Annotated in this window: 17 protein-coding genes; 12 read left to right on the top strand and 5 right to left on the bottom strand. The window is 61.7% G+C overall.

What is annotated here, in order from left to right:
- Window positions 1-73 precede the first annotated feature (73 nt).
- Together LWF01_RS09205 and LWF01_RS09200 are read left to right on the top strand one after the other, a co-directional pair.
- The gene (locus LWF01_RS09205) at window positions 74-778 is read left to right on the top strand and encodes a PIG-L deacetylase family protein (protein WP_349640717.1); all 705 of its coding nucleotides are present in this window, start codon (window positions 74-76) and stop codon (window positions 776-778) included.
- Window positions 779-934: 156 nt separating this feature from the next.
- Entirely contained in the window at window positions 935-1,483 is a 549-nt protein-coding gene (locus LWF01_RS09200) for a YceI family protein (protein WP_349640716.1), read from the top strand.
- A 155-nt stretch (window positions 1,484-1,638) separates the two neighbouring features.
- Here the strand turns inward: LWF01_RS09200 and LWF01_RS09195 are convergent, their stop codons facing one another.
- Complete coding sequence (locus tag LWF01_RS09195; RefSeq protein WP_349640715.1) at window positions 1,639-2,658, bottom strand: iron-siderophore ABC transporter substrate-binding protein; 1,020 nt, start codon at window positions 2,656-2,658, stop codon at window positions 1,639-1,641.
- 83 nt (window positions 2,659-2,741) lie between these two features.
- The gene (locus tag LWF01_RS09190) at window positions 2,742-3,800 is read right to left on the bottom strand and encodes an Rv2578c family radical SAM protein (RefSeq protein WP_349640714.1); all 1,059 of its coding nucleotides are present in this window, start codon (window positions 3,798-3,800) and stop codon (window positions 2,742-2,744) included.
- Between the two features lie 160 nt (window positions 3,801-3,960).
- Between LWF01_RS09190 and LWF01_RS09185 the strand changes: the two genes are divergently transcribed.
- Complete coding sequence (locus LWF01_RS09185; protein WP_349640713.1) at window positions 3,961-5,256, top strand: MFS transporter; 1,296 nt, start codon at window positions 3,961-3,963, stop codon at window positions 5,254-5,256.
- Here LWF01_RS09185 and LWF01_RS09180 read toward each other — a convergent pair.
- On the bottom strand, window positions 5,253-6,044 hold the full coding sequence (locus tag LWF01_RS09180; RefSeq protein ID WP_349640712.1) for a hypothetical protein: 792 nt from the start codon (window positions 6,042-6,044) through the stop codon (window positions 5,253-5,255). The genes LWF01_RS09185 and LWF01_RS09180 overlap by 4 nt on opposite strands.
- Window positions 6,045-6,176: 132 nt before the next feature.
- Here LWF01_RS09180 and LWF01_RS09175 point away from each other — a divergent pair, with 132 nt between their 5' ends.
- Complete coding sequence (locus LWF01_RS09175; protein ID WP_349640711.1) at window positions 6,177-7,490, top strand: UDP-glucose dehydrogenase family protein; 1,314 nt, start codon at window positions 6,177-6,179, stop codon at window positions 7,488-7,490.
- On the opposite strand, the gene LWF01_RS09170 is transcribed toward LWF01_RS09175, so the two are convergent.
- A complete protein-coding gene (locus LWF01_RS09170) occupies window positions 7,491-7,949 on the bottom strand; it encodes a GNAT family N-acetyltransferase (protein ID WP_349640710.1) in 459 nt (152 codons plus the stop codon).
- 133 nt (window positions 7,950-8,082) lie between these two features.
- Here LWF01_RS09170 and LWF01_RS09165 point away from each other — a divergent pair, with 133 nt between their 5' ends.
- The 5 genes from LWF01_RS09165 (at window position 8,083) to LWF01_RS09145 (ending at window position 16,550) form a co-directional block, all read left to right on the top strand.
- Window positions 8,083-9,318 (top strand): aminotransferase family protein, encoded by a 1,236-nt coding sequence (locus LWF01_RS09165; RefSeq protein ID WP_349640709.1) that lies wholly within the window; start codon window positions 8,083-8,085, stop codon window positions 9,316-9,318.
- A gap of 527 nt (window positions 9,319-9,845) precedes the next feature.
- Window positions 9,846-12,215, top strand: a complete 2,370-nt coding sequence (locus LWF01_RS09160) for a choice-of-anchor G family protein (RefSeq protein WP_349640708.1) — start codon at window positions 9,846-9,848, stop codon at window positions 12,213-12,215.
- A 109-nt stretch (window positions 12,216-12,324) separates the two neighbouring features.
- Window positions 12,325-13,104 carry a DUF5819 family protein gene (locus LWF01_RS09155; RefSeq protein ID WP_349640707.1) on the top strand — a complete coding sequence of 260 codons (780 nt, stop codon included), beginning with the start codon at window positions 12,325-12,327 and terminating at the stop codon, window positions 13,102-13,104.
- Window positions 13,101-14,258, top strand: coding sequence for an HTTM domain-containing protein (locus tag LWF01_RS09150; protein ID WP_349640706.1), 1,158 nt, complete (start codon window positions 13,101-13,103; stop codon window positions 14,256-14,258). The genes LWF01_RS09155 and LWF01_RS09150 overlap by 4 nt, the downstream gene beginning before the upstream one ends.
- A 330-nt stretch (window positions 14,259-14,588) precedes the next feature.
- A complete protein-coding gene (locus LWF01_RS09145) occupies window positions 14,589-16,550 on the top strand; it encodes an FAD-binding monooxygenase (protein ID WP_349640705.1) in 1,962 nt (653 codons plus the stop codon).
- A gap of 92 nt (window positions 16,551-16,642) precedes the next feature.
- Here the strand turns inward: LWF01_RS09145 and LWF01_RS09140 are convergent, their stop codons facing one another.
- Window positions 16,643-17,287 (bottom strand): response regulator transcription factor, encoded by a 645-nt coding sequence (locus LWF01_RS09140; protein WP_349640704.1) that lies wholly within the window; start codon window positions 17,285-17,287, stop codon window positions 16,643-16,645.
- A 125-nt stretch (window positions 17,288-17,412) separates the two neighbouring features.
- Between LWF01_RS09140 and LWF01_RS09135 the strand changes: the two genes are divergently transcribed.
- From LWF01_RS09135 to LWF01_RS09125, 3 genes are read left to right on the top strand one after another with little or no spacing between them, the layout of a single operon-like run.
- Complete coding sequence (locus tag LWF01_RS09135; protein WP_349640703.1) at window positions 17,413-18,600, top strand: sensor histidine kinase; 1,188 nt, start codon at window positions 17,413-17,415, stop codon at window positions 18,598-18,600.
- On the top strand, window positions 18,597-19,754 hold the full coding sequence (locus LWF01_RS09130; RefSeq protein WP_349640702.1) for a hypothetical protein: 1,158 nt from the start codon (window positions 18,597-18,599) through the stop codon (window positions 19,752-19,754). The genes LWF01_RS09135 and LWF01_RS09130 overlap by 4 nt, the downstream gene beginning before the upstream one ends.
- Window positions 19,747-20,415, top strand: a complete 669-nt coding sequence (locus LWF01_RS09125) for a response regulator transcription factor (RefSeq protein ID WP_349640701.1) — start codon at window positions 19,747-19,749, stop codon at window positions 20,413-20,415. Before LWF01_RS09130 ends, LWF01_RS09125 begins: the two co-directional genes overlap by 8 nt.
- Window positions 20,416-20,421 lie beyond the last annotated feature (6 nt).

The raw sequence follows: 20,421 nt of genomic DNA, 5'->3' as shown, positions 1-20,421 counted from the left end.
GGCACGGCGCTTTGCCGGGTTCGGTGCTGGGCACGGCGCTTCAATTGGCAGGGCGAACTAGGAGAAGATCAAGATGGCCGACCGTGCGGAAATGCCTGACGACTGGAGCCGGGCGCTGGTCCTGATGGCGCACCCGGACGATCCCGAGTACGGTGTCGCAGCGGCAGTTGCGGAATGGACGTCACGCGGCAAAGACGTGCGGTACGTGCTTGCCACCAGGGGCGAAGCGGGAATTGCGGGGACCCCGCCGGCAGTAGCCGCCGGCCTTCGGACCGAGGAACAGCGAGCGGCTATCTCGCACGTCGGAGTGTCCGAGCTGGAGTTCCTCGATTACCCGGACGGGCGCCTCGAGTCCGGGCTCGCACTACGGCGCGATATTGCCGCGGCAATCCGTCGGCATCAGCCCGAGCTGGTCGTCACACTGAGCTACGACGACACGTTCGAGGGTCTGTATTGGAACAGCGCGGACCATCGGGCGATGGGGATCTCGGTCATGGACGCGGTGGCGGACGCGGCAAATGAATGGATCTTTCCCGAGCTGAGCAGCGCGCGGCTTTCCCCGTGGCAGGGCGTCAAGTATGTCGCTCTGGCGGGGACGGCACCTACTCACTATGTGGCTCTGCGCCAGGAGTCGGTTGACGCCGCCATCGCGTCGCTCGCCGAACATCGCGAATACCTTAAAGCGCTGAGCCCGGAGCCGGTCGCCGAGCAGGCGCGGGCGGTGGTTGGCGGGTCGGTCAACGCCGGCCGGATCGAGCTGCGGGTCTTCGGCGCATAGTCGCCATCAGGTTTGGAATAGCCAGGTCGCCATCAGATTTGGAATAGCGAGGCGCGGCACGGTGTTAGAAGATTAGTTGACACTTCAACTAAGTGCGGTAGAGTTGATGCATAAGCATGAACCGCCTAAGGAACCACGAACACAAGGAGTACATCGATGACCGTTCCATCCGGACTGACAAAAGGCACCTGGACCCTCGACGGCGCACACAGCGAGGTCGGCTTTGCCGTTCGTCACGCGGGCATCAGCAAGGTTCGGGGTAGCTTCGACCTGGTCGAGGCTGGCCTGAATGTTGGCGACTCTCTCGCCGATTCAAGTGTGACTGCGGTCGCGAAAGCCGACAGCTTCAATTCCGGCGACGACAACCGCGACGCCCATGTCCGTGGCGAGGACTTCTTCGATACCGCCAAGTTCCCGGAACTCTCGTTTGCGTCCACCGGACTTAGCGGTGACGGCGAAGCCTTCAAGCTCGCCGGTGACCTGACAATCCGCGGAATCACCAAGCCGGTCACATTCGATGCGGAGTTCAACGGAGTTGCGGTCGATGCTTTCGGAACCACGCGCACCGGCATTTCCGCAAACACTGTGATCAGTCGCAAGGAATTCGGCCTAACCTGGAATGCGGCACTTGAGGCCGGTGGCGTCCTGGTCAGCGACAAGGTAGCGATCAACCTCGACGTGGCTTTTGTGGCTCCTAGTGAGTAAGTAGCTTTCGGCGGCGCAACGCCCTGGGGCGGATTTCGTATCCGCTCCAGGGCGTTGTGCGTCTCTAGCGCGTAGCGTGATCTCGCCGTTGCAAGGATGCCGATGTGAAGCCTGCGAACATCCCTGCTGCGATACCCGATCCGGTTTTCTGGTCGCTATAGTTCGCCGTTGGCTGCCTTGCTGAGCTCTGGGAGGATCTTTTCCAGTGTCCAGTCAACGCTGAGCACGGATGGTTGGCTCAGACCGGCGATCACCTGTGTGTCGTCCAGTATCAAAGCGCTGTGGTTCTTCACGGCGCCGAGCTGTCGGGTGAGGTCGTTCTTGTGGAATTCTTCGATGGACATGTCATCGACATATCCGACGATCACGTCCGCATCGACCTGATTAACCTTCTCCCAGGCGACGTCGGCGTAGAAGTTCTCGTCCTTGCTTTCGCGGACGATTTTCTCAACTCCCGGAGCGTTCCGGAAACCGAGTTCATTGAGTAGCTGGACCCGTGGATCCGTCGGCTTGTATACATTGATGAGCTGTTTGCCGAAGTACGGAACGGACACGGTCTTTCCGGCGAATTCCGGGTGCTGTTCGGCTGCGGCCGCGATCTTCTGAGTGGTCTCTTCGACTAGCTTCTCGGCCTCGTCGGTCTTGCCGATTGCTTTGCCGATGATGGTGGTCTGATCCTGCCAGCTGGTCTGCCAGGCCTTGTCCGGGTAAGCGACGGTCGGCGCGATCTCGGACAGTTTATTGTACGCCGCGTCGTCGAAACCCTCGTATGGTGCGAGGATGACGTCCGGTTCGAGCGAGAGGATCTCTTCGTAGGGCGGTCCGTCGGCGGTATCCAACAGGGTTGTCTCGGAGCTCTTGTAGTGCTCGGCCGTCCACGGCATTACGCCGTCCTTGTTGGCGCCGTAAGCATAGGACGGCATGCCGACCGGCGTCTGGCCGAGAGCGTAAACGACGTCCTGGGCATTCCAGCCAAGCGTGACGATGCGCTGTGGCTGCTGCTCGATAGTCGTCTCGCCGAAGACATTCTTGATGGTCACCGGGAACGGGCCGCCGGATTCGGCTGGGCCGGCCTCGGGTGCGGTTCCGCCTCCGCAGGCTGCGAGAACGGAAATGGCCAGCGCGGCCGCGGCCGCGCTGGCGGAACGCCGGATGAACTTTCGACGGGTGGTCACAATCGGTACTCCTTCATGAAATTAGGCAAGGTAAACCTAACATGCAATCGGGATTCCGCCCAGCTGGCCAGGGGGGAGTGGCTTCAGAACAGTGCGGGATTTGCTGTCTCTCGCGGAGCGTCTTTGTTCTGGGGATGCAATCCGGCTGGAAATCCGGTCCGCCGGCTGAGTCGTCGCGGCTCGATGTTCGCATCGCGGTTAAAACCGTGCTTGGTCAACAGTGGCCGAACCGTGTCGCGCAATCGGTCGCGGTAAGTCCTGGGCGCATAGGCGCCGGCGGCGTAGAGCGATTCGTAGCGCTCCACCAGCTCGGGGTGTTCTCGCCCCAGCCACTGCATGAACCAGTCCTTCGTGCCCGGGCGCAGGTGAAGGGCGCTCACTGTCACGCCGGTCGCGCCCGCGCCGGCTAGGCCGGCCAGCAACTGGTCGAGTTGTTCCGTGTTGTCGTTCAGCCATGGAAGGACCGGGGCGATGAAGACGCCACACGGCAGGCCGGCATCCGTAATCGCCTTGATCAGTTCCAGCCGGGCACGCGGAGAGGGTGTGCCAGGCTCGAGACGATCCTGCAGTTCGGGTGCAAGCAGGGCGAGTGAGATACCGATTCCCACTGGCACTCGCTCGGCCGCCTGGACAAGAATCTTCAGGTCGCGCCGAATCAGGGTGCCTTTGGTCAGAATAGAAAAAGGTGTGCCGGCGCCGGCAAGTGCTTCGATGATCCCGGGCATGAGTCGATACCTGCCCTCGGCGCGCTGATAGGGGTCTGTGTTGGTGCCGAGTGCGACATGCTGGTTCCGCCAGGACGGTTTTGCCAGTTCGCGTCGCAGAACTTCCCCGATATTGGTCTTGACCACGATTTGGGTGTCGAAGCCGCTGCCGGCGTCGAAGTCCAGGTAGGTGTGGGTGTTTCGGGCAAAGCAGTACACGCACTGATGCAGGCAGCCGCGGTACGGATTGATTGTCCAGCCGAACGGCATATCCGACTCGCCGGTGACCTTGTTCAGCGCGGACTTCGCGTGGACCTCGTGAAATGTGACGCCGGCGAACTCGGGCGTCTGCACCGACCGGACGAAGCCCTGAAGTGCAGTCATGCCGGGCAGTGCTCCGGCGTCGTCGCTTGATAGTTTCTGCCCGTCCCATCGCATGATGTCATTCGAACATGCATTCGAATATTGCGCAAGGGAGTGCACCTGGTACACATCGGCCGGTCAGGGGAGCCGCGGCAGGCCTGACGTGCCCGCCGGGTGGTTACGAAATGTGCAGCGACCGGATCGTGTTGGCCGACTAGCCGGTAAGGTACGCACCGTGACTATTGCATCCCCTATTCCCAAGTCCCCGCGCTCCGAAGCGCAGCGCCGCAGCGGCCGCCAGATCGTCGCTGCCTCGGTCGGCAACGTCGTCGAGTGGTACGACTGGTATACCTATTCGTTCCTTGCCGTGTTCTTCTCCGCGCAGATTTTCCACACGGATGACAAGGTTGCCAGCCTGCTCAGCAGCTTCGCCGTCTTCGCAGTCGGCTTTTTCATGCGCCCGGTCGGCGGGCTGGTCCTTGGTTCGTTGGCCGACAAGCTCGGCCGCAAGAACATCCTGACCCTGACCATCCTGCTGATGGGCGCGAGTAGCCTGTTGATCGCGATTGTGCCGACCTATGCGCAGGTAGGAGTGCTTTCGCCGATTCTGCTGGTGCTCGCGCGGCTGATTGGCGGCTTCTCCGTCGGCGGCGAGTTCGCCGCGAACAGCACCTTCCTCGTGGAAAGTGCGCCGCCGGGGCGTCGCGGGCTTTTCGCGTCGTTCCAGTACGTGTCGACTACGATCGGCCAGCTGATTGCCTCCGGTTTCGCCGCGATCCTCGCCGTCAGCCTGTCCTCAGCCGACCTCACCTCGTGGGGTTGGCGACTGCCGTTTGTGCTGGGCGCGGTTCTGAGCCTCGTCGGTCTGGTGATTCGGCGCACAGCGAGCGAAACCACGGCAGTACCGGAGAAGAAACAGGATCGGCCGAAGTTGTTCGAGGCGATCATCCATCATCCGAAGGCATCCCTGCTCATCTGTGGCGTGACGATTGCCGGAACCATCGCCTACTACACGTGGACGACATATCTGCCCACCTACGCGCAGCAGAATGGCGGTGTCGACCCGGCGAAGGCCTTGCTGGTGAGCACAATCGCTCTGATCTTCTTCGCGCTGATCCAACCTGTTTTCGGAATTCTCTCCGACCGGGTCGGCCGCAAACCGTTACTGCTGGCCTTCTCCGGCATCTTCGCGCTCGGAATCGTGCCGGCTCTGGCTTACGTTCGCTCCGGCCCGTCATTTGCCGGGCTTCTGCTTCTGACCCTTGCCGGCATGGTCGTCGTGACCGGCTATACCTCGATCGGCGTGGCGGTCAACGCGGAACTGTTCCCGGCTCGGGTGCGCGCAGCCGGCATCGGGTTCCCGTACTCCCTGACGGTTGCGGCGTTCGGCGGAACTGCGCCGTTCATGGGGACGCTGTTCAAGGACGTCGGCAGGCCGGAGCTATTCGGTTGGTACGCGGCAGCTTTGGCCGTCGTTTCCTTCATCGTCTACCTCCGGATGGCCGAGACTGCGAGAAAAGAACTCGACTAGGCGCCCGTTGCGGGATGCGGTTGGGGCCGGCGGGGGTCGAGCGTGCCCTGCTCGAGTCCGACGCGTTCGAAGGCAAGGAACTCGTTGCGAAAGATGTCCGCAAGCTGCTCCGACTCCGCGCGTGCCGCGCTGAATCCACCCCATCCGGCTTCGCGGGCGCTTGCTTCGCGCAGGGTGAAGTGCCTGTCGCCATCGCGTGCGGTCAGCACATCGTCCGTCTCGACACCCTCGGCCCGGAACCAGTCGTTGAGCGCGACAGCGGCATTCCGGAAGTTCAGAAATGCTGTGTGGACCGCTGTGTTCTCGAATTCTGTGTCCTGGTGGGAACGGACGAATTCCGACAGTGCGGAGATGTCACTTGCATACCAGGAGGTCAACGTCGGCGTAATCCGCAGCCACTGTACGAAGCCGGTGTTGTTGGGGAACAGCGACATGATGGCGTTTGCGCTGGTGGTGTCGGCGGATGTCTCATCGACTATCGGCCTGAAACCGGCTAGCTCCTCTGCCAGCCTGCGACGTTCGCCCTGGGCCTCGGTCAGTGAGCCACTGATCCGGTCGCGGTCTGTCGTGACGGCATCAAGCTCGGTCTTGCCACGCTCTGCCAGGTACATGGCTGTCAGTGCGCCGACAAGTACCAGAACCGGGCCAAGCCAGGGCAGTGAAACCAGGAGGTTCCGCAGCGGTGGGACCAGGAGAAACAGCAGCGCCAGCACTGCGTAAACCGCAATCAGTCTGGCCAGCGTCGATGTCTTCACGTACTCGATGTAGTTGCGCACAGAGGTGAGCATATTCGATCTTCGACACAGGCGTTATTCGCGTCGCAAACGGTTACTGACGCATCCGGCTGACAGTCATCAACCCGAGACCGGTAGTGTCTCAAGCGACGTTACGTGGATCAAAACAGCAGGGCGGGGCGAGACATGACGACTATTTCGGTGATCGGTTGCGGCTACCTCGGTGCGGTGCACGCTGCGGCGATGGCCTCGCTCGGCCATGAGGTGATTGGCGTCGATCTGGACCAACGCAGGATCGACATGCTTTCCGCCAGCAAGGCGCCGTTCTTCGAGCCTGGCCTGGAAGACCTTCTGCATGATGCGCAGGCCTTGGGTAGCCTCAAGTTCAGCACTGACCTGTCCGAGATTTCCGCTGCGTCGGTGCACTTCCTCTGCGTTGGCACGCCCCAGCGGAAGGGCGAGCTGGGGGCAGACATGACGTTCGTGGACGCCGCGTTCAGCTCTGTGTTGCAGCACGCCACGGCGGGCGACCTGATTGTGGGGAAATCAACGGTTCCGGTAGGGACGGCGAGCCGGCTCGCCGAGTTGGCCGGGTCCGCCGATGGAGTACTTGTTGCCTGGAACCCCGAATTTCTGCGCGAGGGACACGCCGTAGAGGACACCCTCTCGCCGGATCGGCTGGTATACGGAGTTCCGGACGGAGCAGCGGGGGAGCAAGCGACAACCCGGCTGGACGAGGTGTACGCGGACATACTGCGCCGGGACACGACGCGCCTGGTGACCGACTACGCGACAGCCGAGTTGGTCAAGACCGCCGCGAACTCCTTCCTCGCCACGAAGATCTCATTTATCAATGCGATGGCGGAGCTGTGCGAGGCGTCCGGTGCCGACGTGACCCAGCTGGCGGACGCGATCGGGATGGATGATCGGATCGGGCGGAAGTTTCTCAATGCCGGCTTGGGATTCGGCGGTGGCTGCCTGCCCAAGGACATTCGGGCATTCATGGCCCGTGCCGGCGAACTCGGCGCCGATCAGGCGGTGGCGTTCCTGCGCGAAATCGACGCGATCAACATGCGGCGCCGGATCAGAATGGTCGACCTAGTCCGGGAGGTGTGCGGCGGCAGCCTGATCGGCAAGCGGGTCACCGTGCTCGGCGCCGCGTTCAAGCCAAACAGTGACGACGTCCGGGATTCACCGGCGCTGAGCGTGGCCGCGCAGCTGTCGCTACAGGGCGCCGACGTCGTCGTCACCGACCCGGAAGCTATCGATAACGCCCGCAGTCGATTCCCCGAACTGAACTATGTCGCTGACACAATTGACGCGTTGCGCGGCGCGGATGCCGTGCTGCTAGCAACTGAGTGGACCGAATACCGCGAGTTGTCTCCAGATCAGTTGAAGTCGGTTGTCGGGGTCCCTGCGATTCTCGACGGTCGCAACGTGCTTGATCCAGGTCTGTGGCGAGCGGCCGGCTGGACCTATCGCGCCCTGGGACGCCGTTAGTCAGTCGGTCTTCACCTGGGCGTCGTAGGTGATCCACATCGTCCGGGCGGCGATCCGGTCGTACTTGCTGCGCGCCCGGTAATTGTCGTCCGCGGTGATCCAACGCAGGATGCCCCAGTTGCTGGCGGCAGCGATCTTCTGCAACTCGCTGGCCAGTGCATCCATGACGCCCTCGCCACGGACTGCCGGATCAGCGAACAGATCGTCCACCCACCCGCCGTATTCTCCGGCGATCGGGCGGGCGAACGGCCGGTAGTGGGCAAGGGCAACCGGTGTCCCGTCGGCTGACCTTGCCAGTAGCCCGGAAACTTCGTGTGCCGGATCCTGCAGCCACCCCCAGACGGTCTGAGCCCGCTCCTCACTAGGAGTTTTCCGATAGAAGGTCAGGTAGCCGTCGAAGAGCCTCTTCCACGCCTGGTACTCGTCGCTTCGTGGTGCGGAAATCTGCCAGTCGGACATCGGGACTCCTCATTCGGTCGAGAACACTTTGGCCACAGCATAGCCACTGGCCAGCTCATTGTTGACAATCGGTTAGGTCTTGGCTTGGCTGTTGATGTCCGGCACATAATGCAATCGTCGAGAGGTATCCAAGGTGTCCACTTCGTTTTGGCATCCGCAGGCAATGATGTCCACGGTGAAGAATAATGAGATCGTGATCGATCGTGGTGAGGGTTCGTACCTGTGGACCGAGGACGGCACCAAACTGCTGGATGCGACGGCGGCGCTCTGGTACGCGAACATCGGCCACGGACGACCCGAGATCGCGACCGCGGTAGCGAAGCAGATGCAGAAGCTCGAGCATTACCAGACCTTCGACAAGTACGCCACGCGTCCAACACTCGAGCTGTGCGACCGGATCGTGGACCTTGCTCCGTTCGATGATGGTGCGAAAGTACTGCTCGGTTCCGGGGGATCCGATGCCATCGAGACCGCTGCGAAACTCGCCAGGAGGTACTTCACCGCGACCGGCCGTCCGGACAAGCGGATCATCATCTCCCGTCAACAGGCGTATCACGGTCTGCACGGACACGGAACCTCCCTTGGCTGGCTACCGGCCAACCGCGAAGGGTATGGCGAGCTCGATCCCGCTGTGCTGCGGGCTTCGGCCACGGACTGGCATGATGTCGAGAAGACGATCATGAACACAGGTCCGGAACTCATCGCGGCATTTTTCTGCGAACCGGTGATCGGGACGGGTGGCGTGATATTTCCCGGCGCCGAGTATCTGGCCGAGGTGCGCGAGTTATGCCGCAAGCACGACATCCTGTTCGTTTCCGACGAGGTGATCACCGGGTTCGGCCGGACCGGAAAATGGTTCGCCTCGGAACGGTTCGACCTGCAGCCGGACATGATGACCTTTGCGAAGGGAGTGACATCCGGGTATCTGCCATTGGGCGGCCTGGTCGTGGCACCTCATGTCGCCGAGCCGTTCTTCGCCGATGAGGGGAGCTTGAGTTTCCGTCATGGCGTGACCTACTCCGGCCATGCGGCGGTCTGTGCCGCGGCTCTTGCCAATATCGACGTGCTTGAGCGGGAGAACCTGGTGCAACGGGTTGCATCGCTGGAAACTGTGCTCGCGGATGCACTTGCCCCACTTGCCGAATTGGACGGCGTCATCGACGTGCGCGCCGGTGTCGGCCTGCTCGGAGCGGTGGAGCTTCGGGATGCTCAACTCGCGAACAAGGTAGAGGCACATGGGCTGGGACATGGCGTGTTGCTGCGCAAGATCGTCGGCGGAAACGTCATCCAGATCTCGCCGCCGTTCATCATTACCGAAGACGAAATTCAACTGATCGCCGACACGATAGCCGCGGCCCTGGGGGAGTGACCGACCGGCACCCCTAGTGGGCCGGTGAGGTACCCGGCCTGGCGCGGATGACGCGGGTTGGCTGGCGAACGACGAGATGGCGGCGAGGTCGTGGGCTGGCGGCGAACGCGAACCCGTGCAGGCCCGGCGGCGAGGTCGCGGACTCTGTGTCAGACCGCGCGCGTATTCAGGCGTGTTTCCTGCACAGAGCTCGCGGACCTTGCCGACGCAGGCCCAAACCCACAATCCTATGACGTGACGCATGTCTCAATTGCCTCCTCATCCTTTCGGATGAACCCGCTATCACGATCCGACAAAGCTGTTCGAGATCAGGCTGTAATCAGGCCGTGACCAACTTGTTTCGCCCTAATGTCGGGAGCACTGCCCGTTTCCCCGCGTGCAGTTTCAAGTTGGTTACCCTCACAGCCAGGAGTGGCATGCGTACATCTGCGGGCCGAAGCAGCCCCATACGAAAGGTGCTCGGCATAACGAGCGCACTAGCACTAGGCGTCGGCGTTGCATTGGTCCCGCTAGGGGCAGCGACGGCTGTGCCTTCAGACGAATCCGAGGCCTTGGCGCATTTCCTCAACGCTGACGGCTTGTCGGCGGATCTGGCGGATGTCGGCATCGCCGAGAGCGGCTATCCAAGCGATCCAGGCCCGGACCGCGGCGAGATCGACGCGGAAGTCCTCGGCCTCCTTGGCCCGCTGACCTTGCCAAACGTCGAAATTCCGCTTATCGGCGACGGAGAGAACGGTGGCCTGCTCGACCTCGGCGAAGGAGCCGGTGCGGGCATTCTCAAGTCGTATGCCTCCTCGCCCGATGGCGCCCATTCCACCGCGGCTAGCGGTGCGATCACCGACGACGGCTCAATCGACGTTGGCAACCAGGCGAACGACGGCATCAGCACCGCCAAGGTCGATCTGACCGCGTTGCTCGAACAGCTGGATCTCGATGGGCTGACAGACGAACTCGTCGACGAGGTTTCAGCTGAGATCGGTGCCCTCGCCTCGCGCGCCGAGTCAACCGGTCCGGATTCCGCGGAGCGCACCTACGAGATCGCCAATGGCCGAATCGTTATCTCCAGCCCGGCGGTCGAAGGTCTGTCAGAAGATCTCACCACTGCACTCAATGGGGTTGAATCGACGCTCAATGAGAGTGTCGGCACGGGTGGCGTGATCGACGACATTCTCAGCGGGGTCGACATCGATGTGGACCTGGGGCTCGCGTCGTTGACGGCGGGGCCTGCGACAGCGACCATCGACTCTGATCTCGACGGGGTGATTACGGAACTGCTCGAGACGCCTCTGGTCAGCGATGACGGTATTGTCACGATCGACCTGAGCACCGGGCTGATTACGATCGACCTGGCCAAACTCCTGAAGGGCGAAAATGGCGAGGATCTGAACAATCTTCCGCCGAACACGCAGGTGCTGACAGCGGAAACGATCGGCAAGATCGTCGCCGGCGTTGCCAGCTCCCTCGGTTCGCTCGGCGAGTCGGTCACCAGTGCGGTGACCGAAGCGCTCAACGGGGTCGAACTCACCATCAACCTGCCGGCGGAGCTCACTCTCCTCGGGCAGAGTTCTGATATCGAGATCACGATTCACGGCACTCTCGGTGGATTTGCCGGAATTGAAGGCGAGGACGAGCCTGAAATCACCGTAGAGGGCAACCTGCTGGGCATTCCGCTCGATACGGTGCTTGACGCGTTGCTCGAGCCGATCACCGACGCAATCCTGGAACCGCTGCAGGCAGTGATCAACACGCTGCTCACGGCGACCGCGGATGAGATCAGTGGAGCAATCGAGGACGTTATCGATCCGCTGCTGGAGGGGCTTGAGCCGATACTTGAGGGTGTTCTGGCGAACATCGTTCAGTTGACGATCAATGTGCAGACCGAGGGAGACCTCGGCCCGGAGTCGTTCACGGTACGCGCCCTGAATATCTCGTTGTTGCCAAATGCCGATGCAGTTGGCGTGGATCTGGCATCCTCCACGGTGCGGGCTTCGGACCCAGCCCAGGAGACGGAGACCGAGACGGCGACGGAAACCGAGACAGCGACGGAAACTGAGACTGACACCGCGTCGGCCACGGAAACCGAGACTGAGACTGACACTGCGTCGGCCACGGAAACTGAGACTGACACTGCGTCGGCCACGGAAACTGAGACTGACACTGCGTCGGCCACGGAAACCGAAACTGAGACTGACACGGCGTCGGCCACGGAAACCGAGACTGACACGGCGTCAGCCACGGAAACCGAAACTGCGACGGAGACTGAGACTGACACGGCGTCGGCCACGGAAACCGAAACCGATACTGCGTCGGCCACGGAAACCGAGACTGACACGGCGTCGGCCACGGAAACCGAGACAGCGACGGAAACTGAGACTGACACGGCGTCGGCCACGGAAACCGAAACCGAAACTGCGACGGCGACGGAATCCGAAACCGAGACTGACACCGCGTCGGCCACGGAAACCGAGACAGCGACGGAAACTGAGACTGACACGGCGTCAGCCACGGAAACCGAAACCGAAACTGCGACGGCGACGGAATCCGAGACCGAGACTGACACTGCGTCGGCCACGGAATCTGACTCCGACACCGCTGGTAGCGATACTGCTGGTAGCGAGACGGCTTCGGAGACCGAATCCGATTCGGCTTCGGCTACCGCTGGCAGCGACACGTCGGGAAGTGCCACACCGGGCGACAGCTCCGGTAGTGACAGCTCCGGTAGTGACAGCTCCGGTAGCGACAGCTCAGGTGGCGACAGCTACGGCAATGGAGACGGGGAAGATCTGCCTCGTACCGGTGCCGATATGGCGCCACTCGGGATCAGTTTGCTTCTCGTGGTCATTGGCGCCGCCGCGGTGGTGTTCAGCCGTCGTAACAAAGTGAGTAAGGATTCCTGAGTCACCTCGTCGACTCAGTGACATCTAATAGAGTGTGCTCGTCCGTGTCTGACACGGGCGGGCACACTCGTCTCGCGTTACCCTTCGTACGAAAAGGTTAAGCCTCCCCATGGAAATGCAGCGGAACAAGCAAGGTCCAGCCCAGGTCAACCGTCCCTGGTACGTGCGGATTATTGCGCTTGCACTCGCGCTCGTCCTGAGCTGGCACTTGCTTGCGACTTTCATCTGGTCAAGCGGGTCCAGTCCGATTCGGGACGCGGTTGGAACATCGACAGTCAAGAGCTACATGCTTCCGATGTTCTCGCAGAGCTGGTCGGTTTTCGCCCCAGATCCAATCAGGTCGAACAGCGCGTTCGAGGTGCGCGCCAGGACCGACTCGGGGAAACTGACCACGTGGTACAGCATCAGTTCCCGTGACATTGACCAGGCCATTCGCTATCACGCTGTTCCTTCACGGCTCTACCTGACGAACTTCCAGCTGGCTACCCACTACCGAAGCGCCTTTGGTGAACTCAGTGCGGAAGAACAAGACGCCGTCGCCGCGCGATATGAGGGCGATGGTTGGCACGAGGCACTGAAGGACAGGTTGTCCAGAGCGGGTAAGCAGGACAAGCTATCTGCAGATGGCAGCGAGCTGCTCGCGAACGATATCGCGGTGACTCGGCTCGCTTCCGAGATCGCCGTCGCCCGATGGGGTGCGGAGGTGCAATCGGTGCAGGTCCGGTTCCTGAACCAGGCTGTGCGGCCGTATTCGCAACGCGCCAACCCGGATTTCAAGACCCGATCATCGATCATCACGCCTGGCTGGCGACCGATCGACAGGGTCGAAGGTCTTGATACTGGCGTAATCCAGCGGATGTACGGAGATCAGGCGGAGGCCGCGAAATGACGTCCAGCAAGAGCAATGACAACGCGCAGCGCACCGACCCTGCGGAGAAATCCTTCGGCGAGCTGCTCGACATCGGAATTGCCTGGTCCGAATCCATGTACAAGCGAGCCGAGTCGTGGGTTCTGGACGGACAAAAAGCGAGCTATGGCGCCTCTGTAGCACGGATTATCTACGGACTCGCGATCCTGCTGATTGTGCTGACGAACTTCGCGGATCGGAACTTCATCTGGGGCAGTGCCTCCGGCTGGTCGGAGAACCTTCGGACCGACTCAGCATGGCCAGGGATATTCGGCTTCTACACAGGAGACGAATCGTCCGGCCTGTTCACTCTGAAGTTCCTTCTGTTCGCGGCGACCGGCCTCGCGCTGTTGCTGGGCTGGCACACGCGTACTGTCGCCATCCTCGCGCTCTACTTGTACATCAGCCTGGTCAACCAGGGACCGGTGTCGGTGGACCAGGCGGACAACGCGTTCCGGATCATGCTTTTCTACTTCTGTTTCACCGACATGTCGCAGCACTGGTCGCTGGATGCCCGGCGGAAACGGCGGCGGATCGCGCGCGGAAAGGCACCGACGCTGTGGGCCGCGCCGGACTGGCTGCGTTCGCTATCGCACAACCTGGCGCTCATCGCGGTGAGTGTGCAGATTTTCATCATCTACGTCACTGCGGGACTTTCCAAGGTGCAGGGAAACCTGTGGGAACGCGGCACCGCGATTTACTACCCGCTCAATGTCGAGAAGTTTCAACCGTGGCCGTTCCTCAGCGATCTGGCCTCGACCAACGGACTGATGATCGGGATCATCACCTACTTCTCGGTCTATATCCAGGTGTTCTTCCCATTTCTGCTGCTGGTCCGCTGGACCAGGGTGCTTGGCCTGATCGGGATCATGGGCATGCACGTAGGCATCGGAATCCTGATGGGCCTCGGCGTCTTCTCGCTGACTATGGTCGCCGCTGACGTCATTTTCGTTCGGAACGGCACGTACGCCGCCGTCGAACGCTGGCTTACGCCGCGCCTGGTCCGATTGCGTGACCGGGTGCTGCCGGGTAGAAGGACCCGGGCCGGGTCGGAGGTCGCCGACCAGCCGGCCGACGTAACGGAGCCGGCATACGCCGGCTCGGCCACTCCGGCCGCCGAGCACTCCCGAACGTAGCCAGCCTGCTCGGTTCCGTTCATCGACAGGGTGAGGCATCTGTCCTGGCTCCCGGCCTCCGTGGCTCCGAATGGTGTGAACGTGATCAGTATTTGATTGCGGAATTCAGACTGGCGGAACGGTTTCGATCCGATGACCGACCTGTTGGTCCCCCTTGAACCGGATTACGGGACATCAACACTGCCCGCCGGACTCATTTCTGGGCCCTTGTCGTCCGCGTAATAGGTGTCGTACAGTTTTGCCTAACGCATGTTCCGAATATAGAAGCGGAAATTCGCATATAGAACACGGCTAGATGATCGACAGCCCACAGTGAAGTGAGGAAAGTCCGTGCAGTTCCACCACCACGGTTATGTATCCGGTGACCCGCGGGTCCAGCCCGCCGCCGGGGTCGGTATCGACCGGCCCGCAGAGCTCCCCGAAGAAGTAGACGTACTTATCGTCGGCACCGGCCCTGCCGGAATGCTCGCGGCCGCACAGCTTTCGCAATTCCCGAATGTCACTACCCGTATCGTGGAGCGTCGTCCCGGACGGCTCGCCATCGGCCAGGCCGACGGCATCCAGGCCCGCAGCGTGGAAACCTTCCAGGCGTTCGGCTTCGCCGAGCGGATCATCGCCGAGGCCTACGCGATCACCGAAATGGCGTTCTGGAAGCCTGACGTCAACGACCCGTCGCGCATTGTCCGCACCGCCCGGACCCCGGATGACCCCACAGGTATCAGTGAGTTCCCGCATCTCATCGTGAACCAGGCCCGGGTGCTGGACTACTTCGCCGAGTACATGGTGAACGCACCCACCCGTATGACGCCGGACTATGGCTACGAATTCCGAGGCCTGGAGGTTGCGGACGAGGGAGAGTACCCGGTCACCGTGAGACTCCTCCACACCGCGGGTCCGAACGAAGGGCAGGAACGGGCTGTGCGCGCCAAATACGTGGTGGGAGCTGACGGCGCCCGGAGCAAGGTGCGCCAAGCGATTGGTTGCACGCTCGCCGGAGACCAGGCTAACCACGCCTGGGGCGTCATGGACGCACTTGCCGTCACCGACTTCCCCGACATCCGCACCAAGTGCGCCATCCAGTCAGGCTCCGGCGGCAGCATCCTCCTGATCCCGCGCGAAGGTGGCCACCTCTTCCGCATGTACGTTGACCTCGGCGAAGTGGTCTCCGATGACAATGGCGCGGTCCGCAACACCAGCATCGAGGAAATCATCCAGCGGGCCAACGAGATCCTCCACCCCTACATCCTGGACGTCCGCAACATCGCCTGGCACAGCGTCTACGAAGTGGGCCACCGGCTTACGGACCGGTTCGACGATATCCTCCCGGAAGACCGCGGCACCCGCACCCCGCGGGTGTTCATCACCGGGGACGCCTGCCACACGCACAGTGCAAAAGCCGGCCAAGGCATGAATGTCTCCATGCAGGACGGCTTCAACATCGCGTGGAAGCTCGGCCACGTGCTCGAAGGCCGCAGCCCGGAAAGCCTGCTGCCCACCTATTCCGCCGAACGACAGGTGGTCGCCAAGAACCTCATCGACTTCGACAAAGAGTGGTCCACGCTCATGGCGAAAAAGCCCGAAGAGTTTGAAGACCCCGCGGAGCTTGAAAACTTCTACGTCAGCACCGCGGAGTTCCCAGCCGGCTTCATGACGCAGTACGCGCCATCTGTGCTTGTGGGCAGCTCTGACCACCAGGACCTCGCTACCGGCTTTCCCGTAGGTAAACGCTTCAAATCCGCCCCCGTGGTCCGTGTCGCCGACACCAACCCCATCCACCTCGGCCACCACGCCACAGCCGACGGCCGCTGGCGCATCTACGTCTTCGCCGATGCAGCTGCAGCGGGTGAACCGTCAGGTGTGGCGGACTTCGCCGAGTGGATCACAAACGCACCGGAATCACCGCTGGCGGCAACGCCGTCAGACGCTGATCCTGGCGCATGGTTTGACGTGAAGGTGATCTACCAGCAGGATCACCACAGCGTCGATATCGGCGCTGTCCCCGGCGTCTTCAAGCCGCAGGTGGGCCCGTTAAAGCTGACCGACTACGAGAAGGTCTACGCCGCCAATCCCTCCGCGGACATCTTCGAACTCCGCGGCCTGGACCGCGATGGCGTCGTGGTTGTGGTACGCCCCGACCAGTACGTTGCCAACGTCCTGCCCCTGACGGCAACGGCCGAACTCGGGGCTTTCTTCACCCCTCTGTTGTCGGACCGGGAGTCCGAGGACGGTCCATCACCAGCGTTGTCCGACGGCTCCGCCCAGCACTCCTCGCTTGTCAACAGCCGGGTGTAAGAGGGAGCGGGTCTTCCGGGGCGGTTAGCGTCCGCGTTCCAGAATGGATCGGCCGTGCAGGTTACGCCTGGGCCGTCGCATCGAGTGCTGGCCTACGGCTGCAGGTACCCGTGCCGGGCGAGGGCGTCTCTGAGCTCGAGTTGGGTCCGAACCTGGAAGCCCGCCTCCTCGTAACGCCGCCGGATTCGATAGAGGTGTGTCTTCGTCGTCGAGACGCTGATCCCGATCCGTTCGGCCACCTTGTGCACCGGAAGGCCTGAACCGCCGAGGTACAGGGTGGCGACCTCGCGTTCTTTCTCCGAAAGTCGAGGAGGTTCGGGGGAGTTCAGCGCGTCGAGTGGGACAAGCCCTTCGGTTACAGTCATCTCGCCGCGGACCGCAGCTTTCGCGGCAGCAAGAATGGTTGCCATGTGCTCAGATTTGGACACGTAACCCATGGCGCCGGCGGAAACAGCATCGATAACCGTCTGTGGTTCTGCAAAGGCGCTTATCACCACGACGGGGATGCCACGTGAATTAAGCCGATCGATTTTGCTCTCGAGTGGGATGCCGTCGTTCAGCATTAGATCCAGCAGGACGACATCCGGATCAGAGCCTCTTGCGGTGAAGGCGCGCCAGCTGGAATAGGTCTCGCAATTGCCGACCGCGTCATCGGCTTCCAGCCAGTGGGACATACCGGCGAGCAACAGGCGATGATCGTCGATGACGGCGACGTGGAGTCTGGAAACCTTGTCCACTTGCGACTCCTCTTGTTCCACAAAAGCGATCGCGTTTTGCTCACCTGGCCTGCGGCTCAATTAAGACCCTATTACGAATGTTGTCGATTCGGTAGAAGCTGGCAATAAGTGAATACGCTTCCGATATGCCACTTCGTCGCGTAAGCCGTGCGGACTCAATCCTGCGCGGGCTGGCCATGCGAATCGGCATCATGTATGTCGGCATCGGCTGGCTTTATCTGATGATCAACGACATTCCGCTCGGCAATCGCTGGCAGGAAATGGGCGACGTCGTTTCCCTCTGGCTCTGCACGTTGTTTGCCATCTTCGCAATCACCGGCTACCTCCGCATCGGTCGCGCTGCATCGGCGCATGCGGTCGTGTTCACGATATTGTGCTGCATGGGCATGTTGGTCAGCATCGCGGCCACGGAGCAGGTCGATGAGAAGTGGACGATGGATTCCGCTATCCATCAGGTGTTGGGCGGCGGCAGCGGCGCCGCAATCCTTGGTCTGCCGCCGTCGCGCAGGAACATCGTCCTGATCGGCGGCCTCTTCCTCGTCGTGCACGGCCTCGCCGTGGTGTGGCTGGCCCGCGAACCGCAAGGTCCCTCGATGAACCTGCTGGTCTTGCTTCGCGGTCCGTTAACCTGGCTGGTGCTGTACTTCCTTGCACTGGTTCTGCGCCGGGCGTTTTCCGCCTATGAGTCGAGCCAGGAAGACCTGACGTCGGTGTGGCGGAGAGTCGCCGCCGAGGCACAGAAGGCTCGTCAGACGACGGAAGCAAATCGGCTGCTGCATGACACTGTGCTCTCCACGCTCGCCGTGCTTGCGCACGGAGGCGCCGGCGTGGACCAGCAGCGGCTGCGTGAGATGGCGAGGAGCGACGCGCGAACCCTGCGTGGTGAGCCGGCTGCGCCACAGCCTGGTTTCGCGGACGCAGGCAAGGAGTTGCTCGGCGTTATTCGCGAGCTTGTCGATGACCAGATTGCCGGCACCGGACCCAAGGTCCTTGTCTCCGGCCAGCTTTCCCTGGATGCTCCGCTGGACGCCGGAACCCGCGAGGCTCTTCTCGGGGCTATTCGTCAGGCCGTGCACAATGTCGTCCAGCACGCCAGGGCGGACACCGTCGTCATCGCGTTGTCCAGCCACGAGAGCACCCTCCGGACTGTCATCACGGACGATGGCGTGGGTTTCGATCCACGGTCGATTCCGACCAGCCGCTTCGGTATCTGGGGTTCGATCGAATCGAGAATCGCAGAGCGCGGCGGACAGGCCCGGATCTTCAGCACGCCCGGCCAGGGTACGACAATCTCGCTGGTGGTTCCGCTGTGAACGCTTTCAAGCAGCTGACGCTGCACTTCGTGGTCAACTCGCTGAGCAGGGATCTGTTGCTTTTCCGGGTAATGCTGCTTTTCACCGCAGGGTCGGCAGCCCTGTCTGTTGTCCGGGTTGTCGCCGGTGCGGTGAGGGACCAGAACCCGCTGCTACAGCTGTTGCCGATCGCCGGACTGGTCGCGTTAGCTGTTATGGCGTACATCCGCGCGCGCCGGGATGGCGGACGACTCACCCGATCCGGGTTGGTGGGATTCATAGTGGCGCTGGTCGGGATCAACATCATGGACCTTGCCCTGGTATCGGTCACGGGATCGTACCGGGACAACAGCGTCGTGATGGGCACCAGCAGTTTCGTGATCATTGCCGTTGCCAGTGCGCGGTCCGGGCGGACTGCAATCAGGCTGTTGCTGGCACAGGGACTGTTCTCGATGTTCGCCTCGGGATGGTTTCAAAGCCCGCGTCCCGTCGGCGCCGATGTGATCGAGATGGTTGTTCAGTACGCCGTGCCGGGTGTCATCGGGCTTTACCTGATCGAGCAAAATGTTAGCTGGGCCAAACGTCCGCGGGTTTCCGGTCTACGGCAGACCATCGTCGACACCGCCGTCGAGGCCAGACAAACGCAACAGCATGAGCTCAATCGCCGGGTGCGAAACATCGACACCCGTCTGCTCTACCTGCTCGACGCGGTCGGCGCGGACGAACCACTGCCACTTTCGGTCGAAAAGCAGGAACTTGCCAGACACCTGGGAAACGAGCTGCGATCGACCCTGGTTCGCAGCAGGTCGAACGGTGATCTGGGTGCCATTCTGTACGCCCTTGGTGCTCCGAGCGGGGAGGTTGTCCTTGAAAACGTAGAGAATCTGTCACTTCGGGCACTCGAAGACGTCAGCCTTGAAATTCCGCTGGCGATTCTTGCGTGCATGATCAGAGAGGTCTGCCAAACCGGTAAGGGTCAGGTCCATGTGAATGCGCAATCGCGGCTGAATGGGCGGGAAGCCGTCGAGTTCCGGGTGGAAACCTATAAGCGTATCCGGTTTAGCGAACTAATGTGGGAATATATCCATTCGTCCGAAAAGTACTCAGTGGAGACCACTGCCGGAATGATCAGAGTCGTTGTAACACTGCCTCAATCGGACTCGATTAATGCCTGATGTCAAGCCACGAGTCGAGGTCGCGATTGTTGACGACCATCACCTGGCGCTGGAGTGCCTCGCCCGCTGGATAAACGATACGACGTCGACGCTGCACGTTGCCCTCGGCGTCACCACCTGGTCCGATCTGATCACTCATCCCGATTACCCCTTTGACGTCGTTCTGCTTGACGTCTTCTTGAACGACGATATTCCGGTGAAAATGAAGATCGGATCCCTGCTTGCATCCGGCTGCCAGGTAGTAATCATCAGCACCCTGATCGAACCCCAGCTCGTTCAGCGGGCCATATCCGCAGGGGCTCTCGGCTACCTGAGTAAGGACGACCCGCCGGGTCATATCGAGGACGTTGTCACTTCTGCGGCAAAAGGGCGGTTGTTCCTGACGCCTGCCCTAATCAGGAATCTCGGAACGGCTCCGGCTGAGGAGGTGCCGGATGTCACTCCGCGTGAACAGCAGGTCGCCGCGTTGTACTCTGCCGGGCACGGGATGACGATCGCAGAGGTCGCCCGGGAACTGGGGATTTCCAGCCACACGGCCAAGACGCACTTGAAAAATCTGAAACTGAAGTATGCCGAGCGCGGCATTCCGCTGCACACCAGGCTCGAACTGTACGCACAATTGGTCCATGACTATTGGATCCTGACACCGCCGAGGCCGTAGGCGATC

Source organism: Saxibacter everestensis (assembly GCF_025787225.1).
Taxonomy (GTDB): Bacteria; Actinomycetota; Actinomycetes; order Actinomycetales; family Brevibacteriaceae; genus Saxibacter; species Saxibacter everestensis.
The sequence above is the reverse complement of the archived record's forward strand: the minus strand, read 5'-3'. Positions and strand labels throughout refer to the sequence as shown.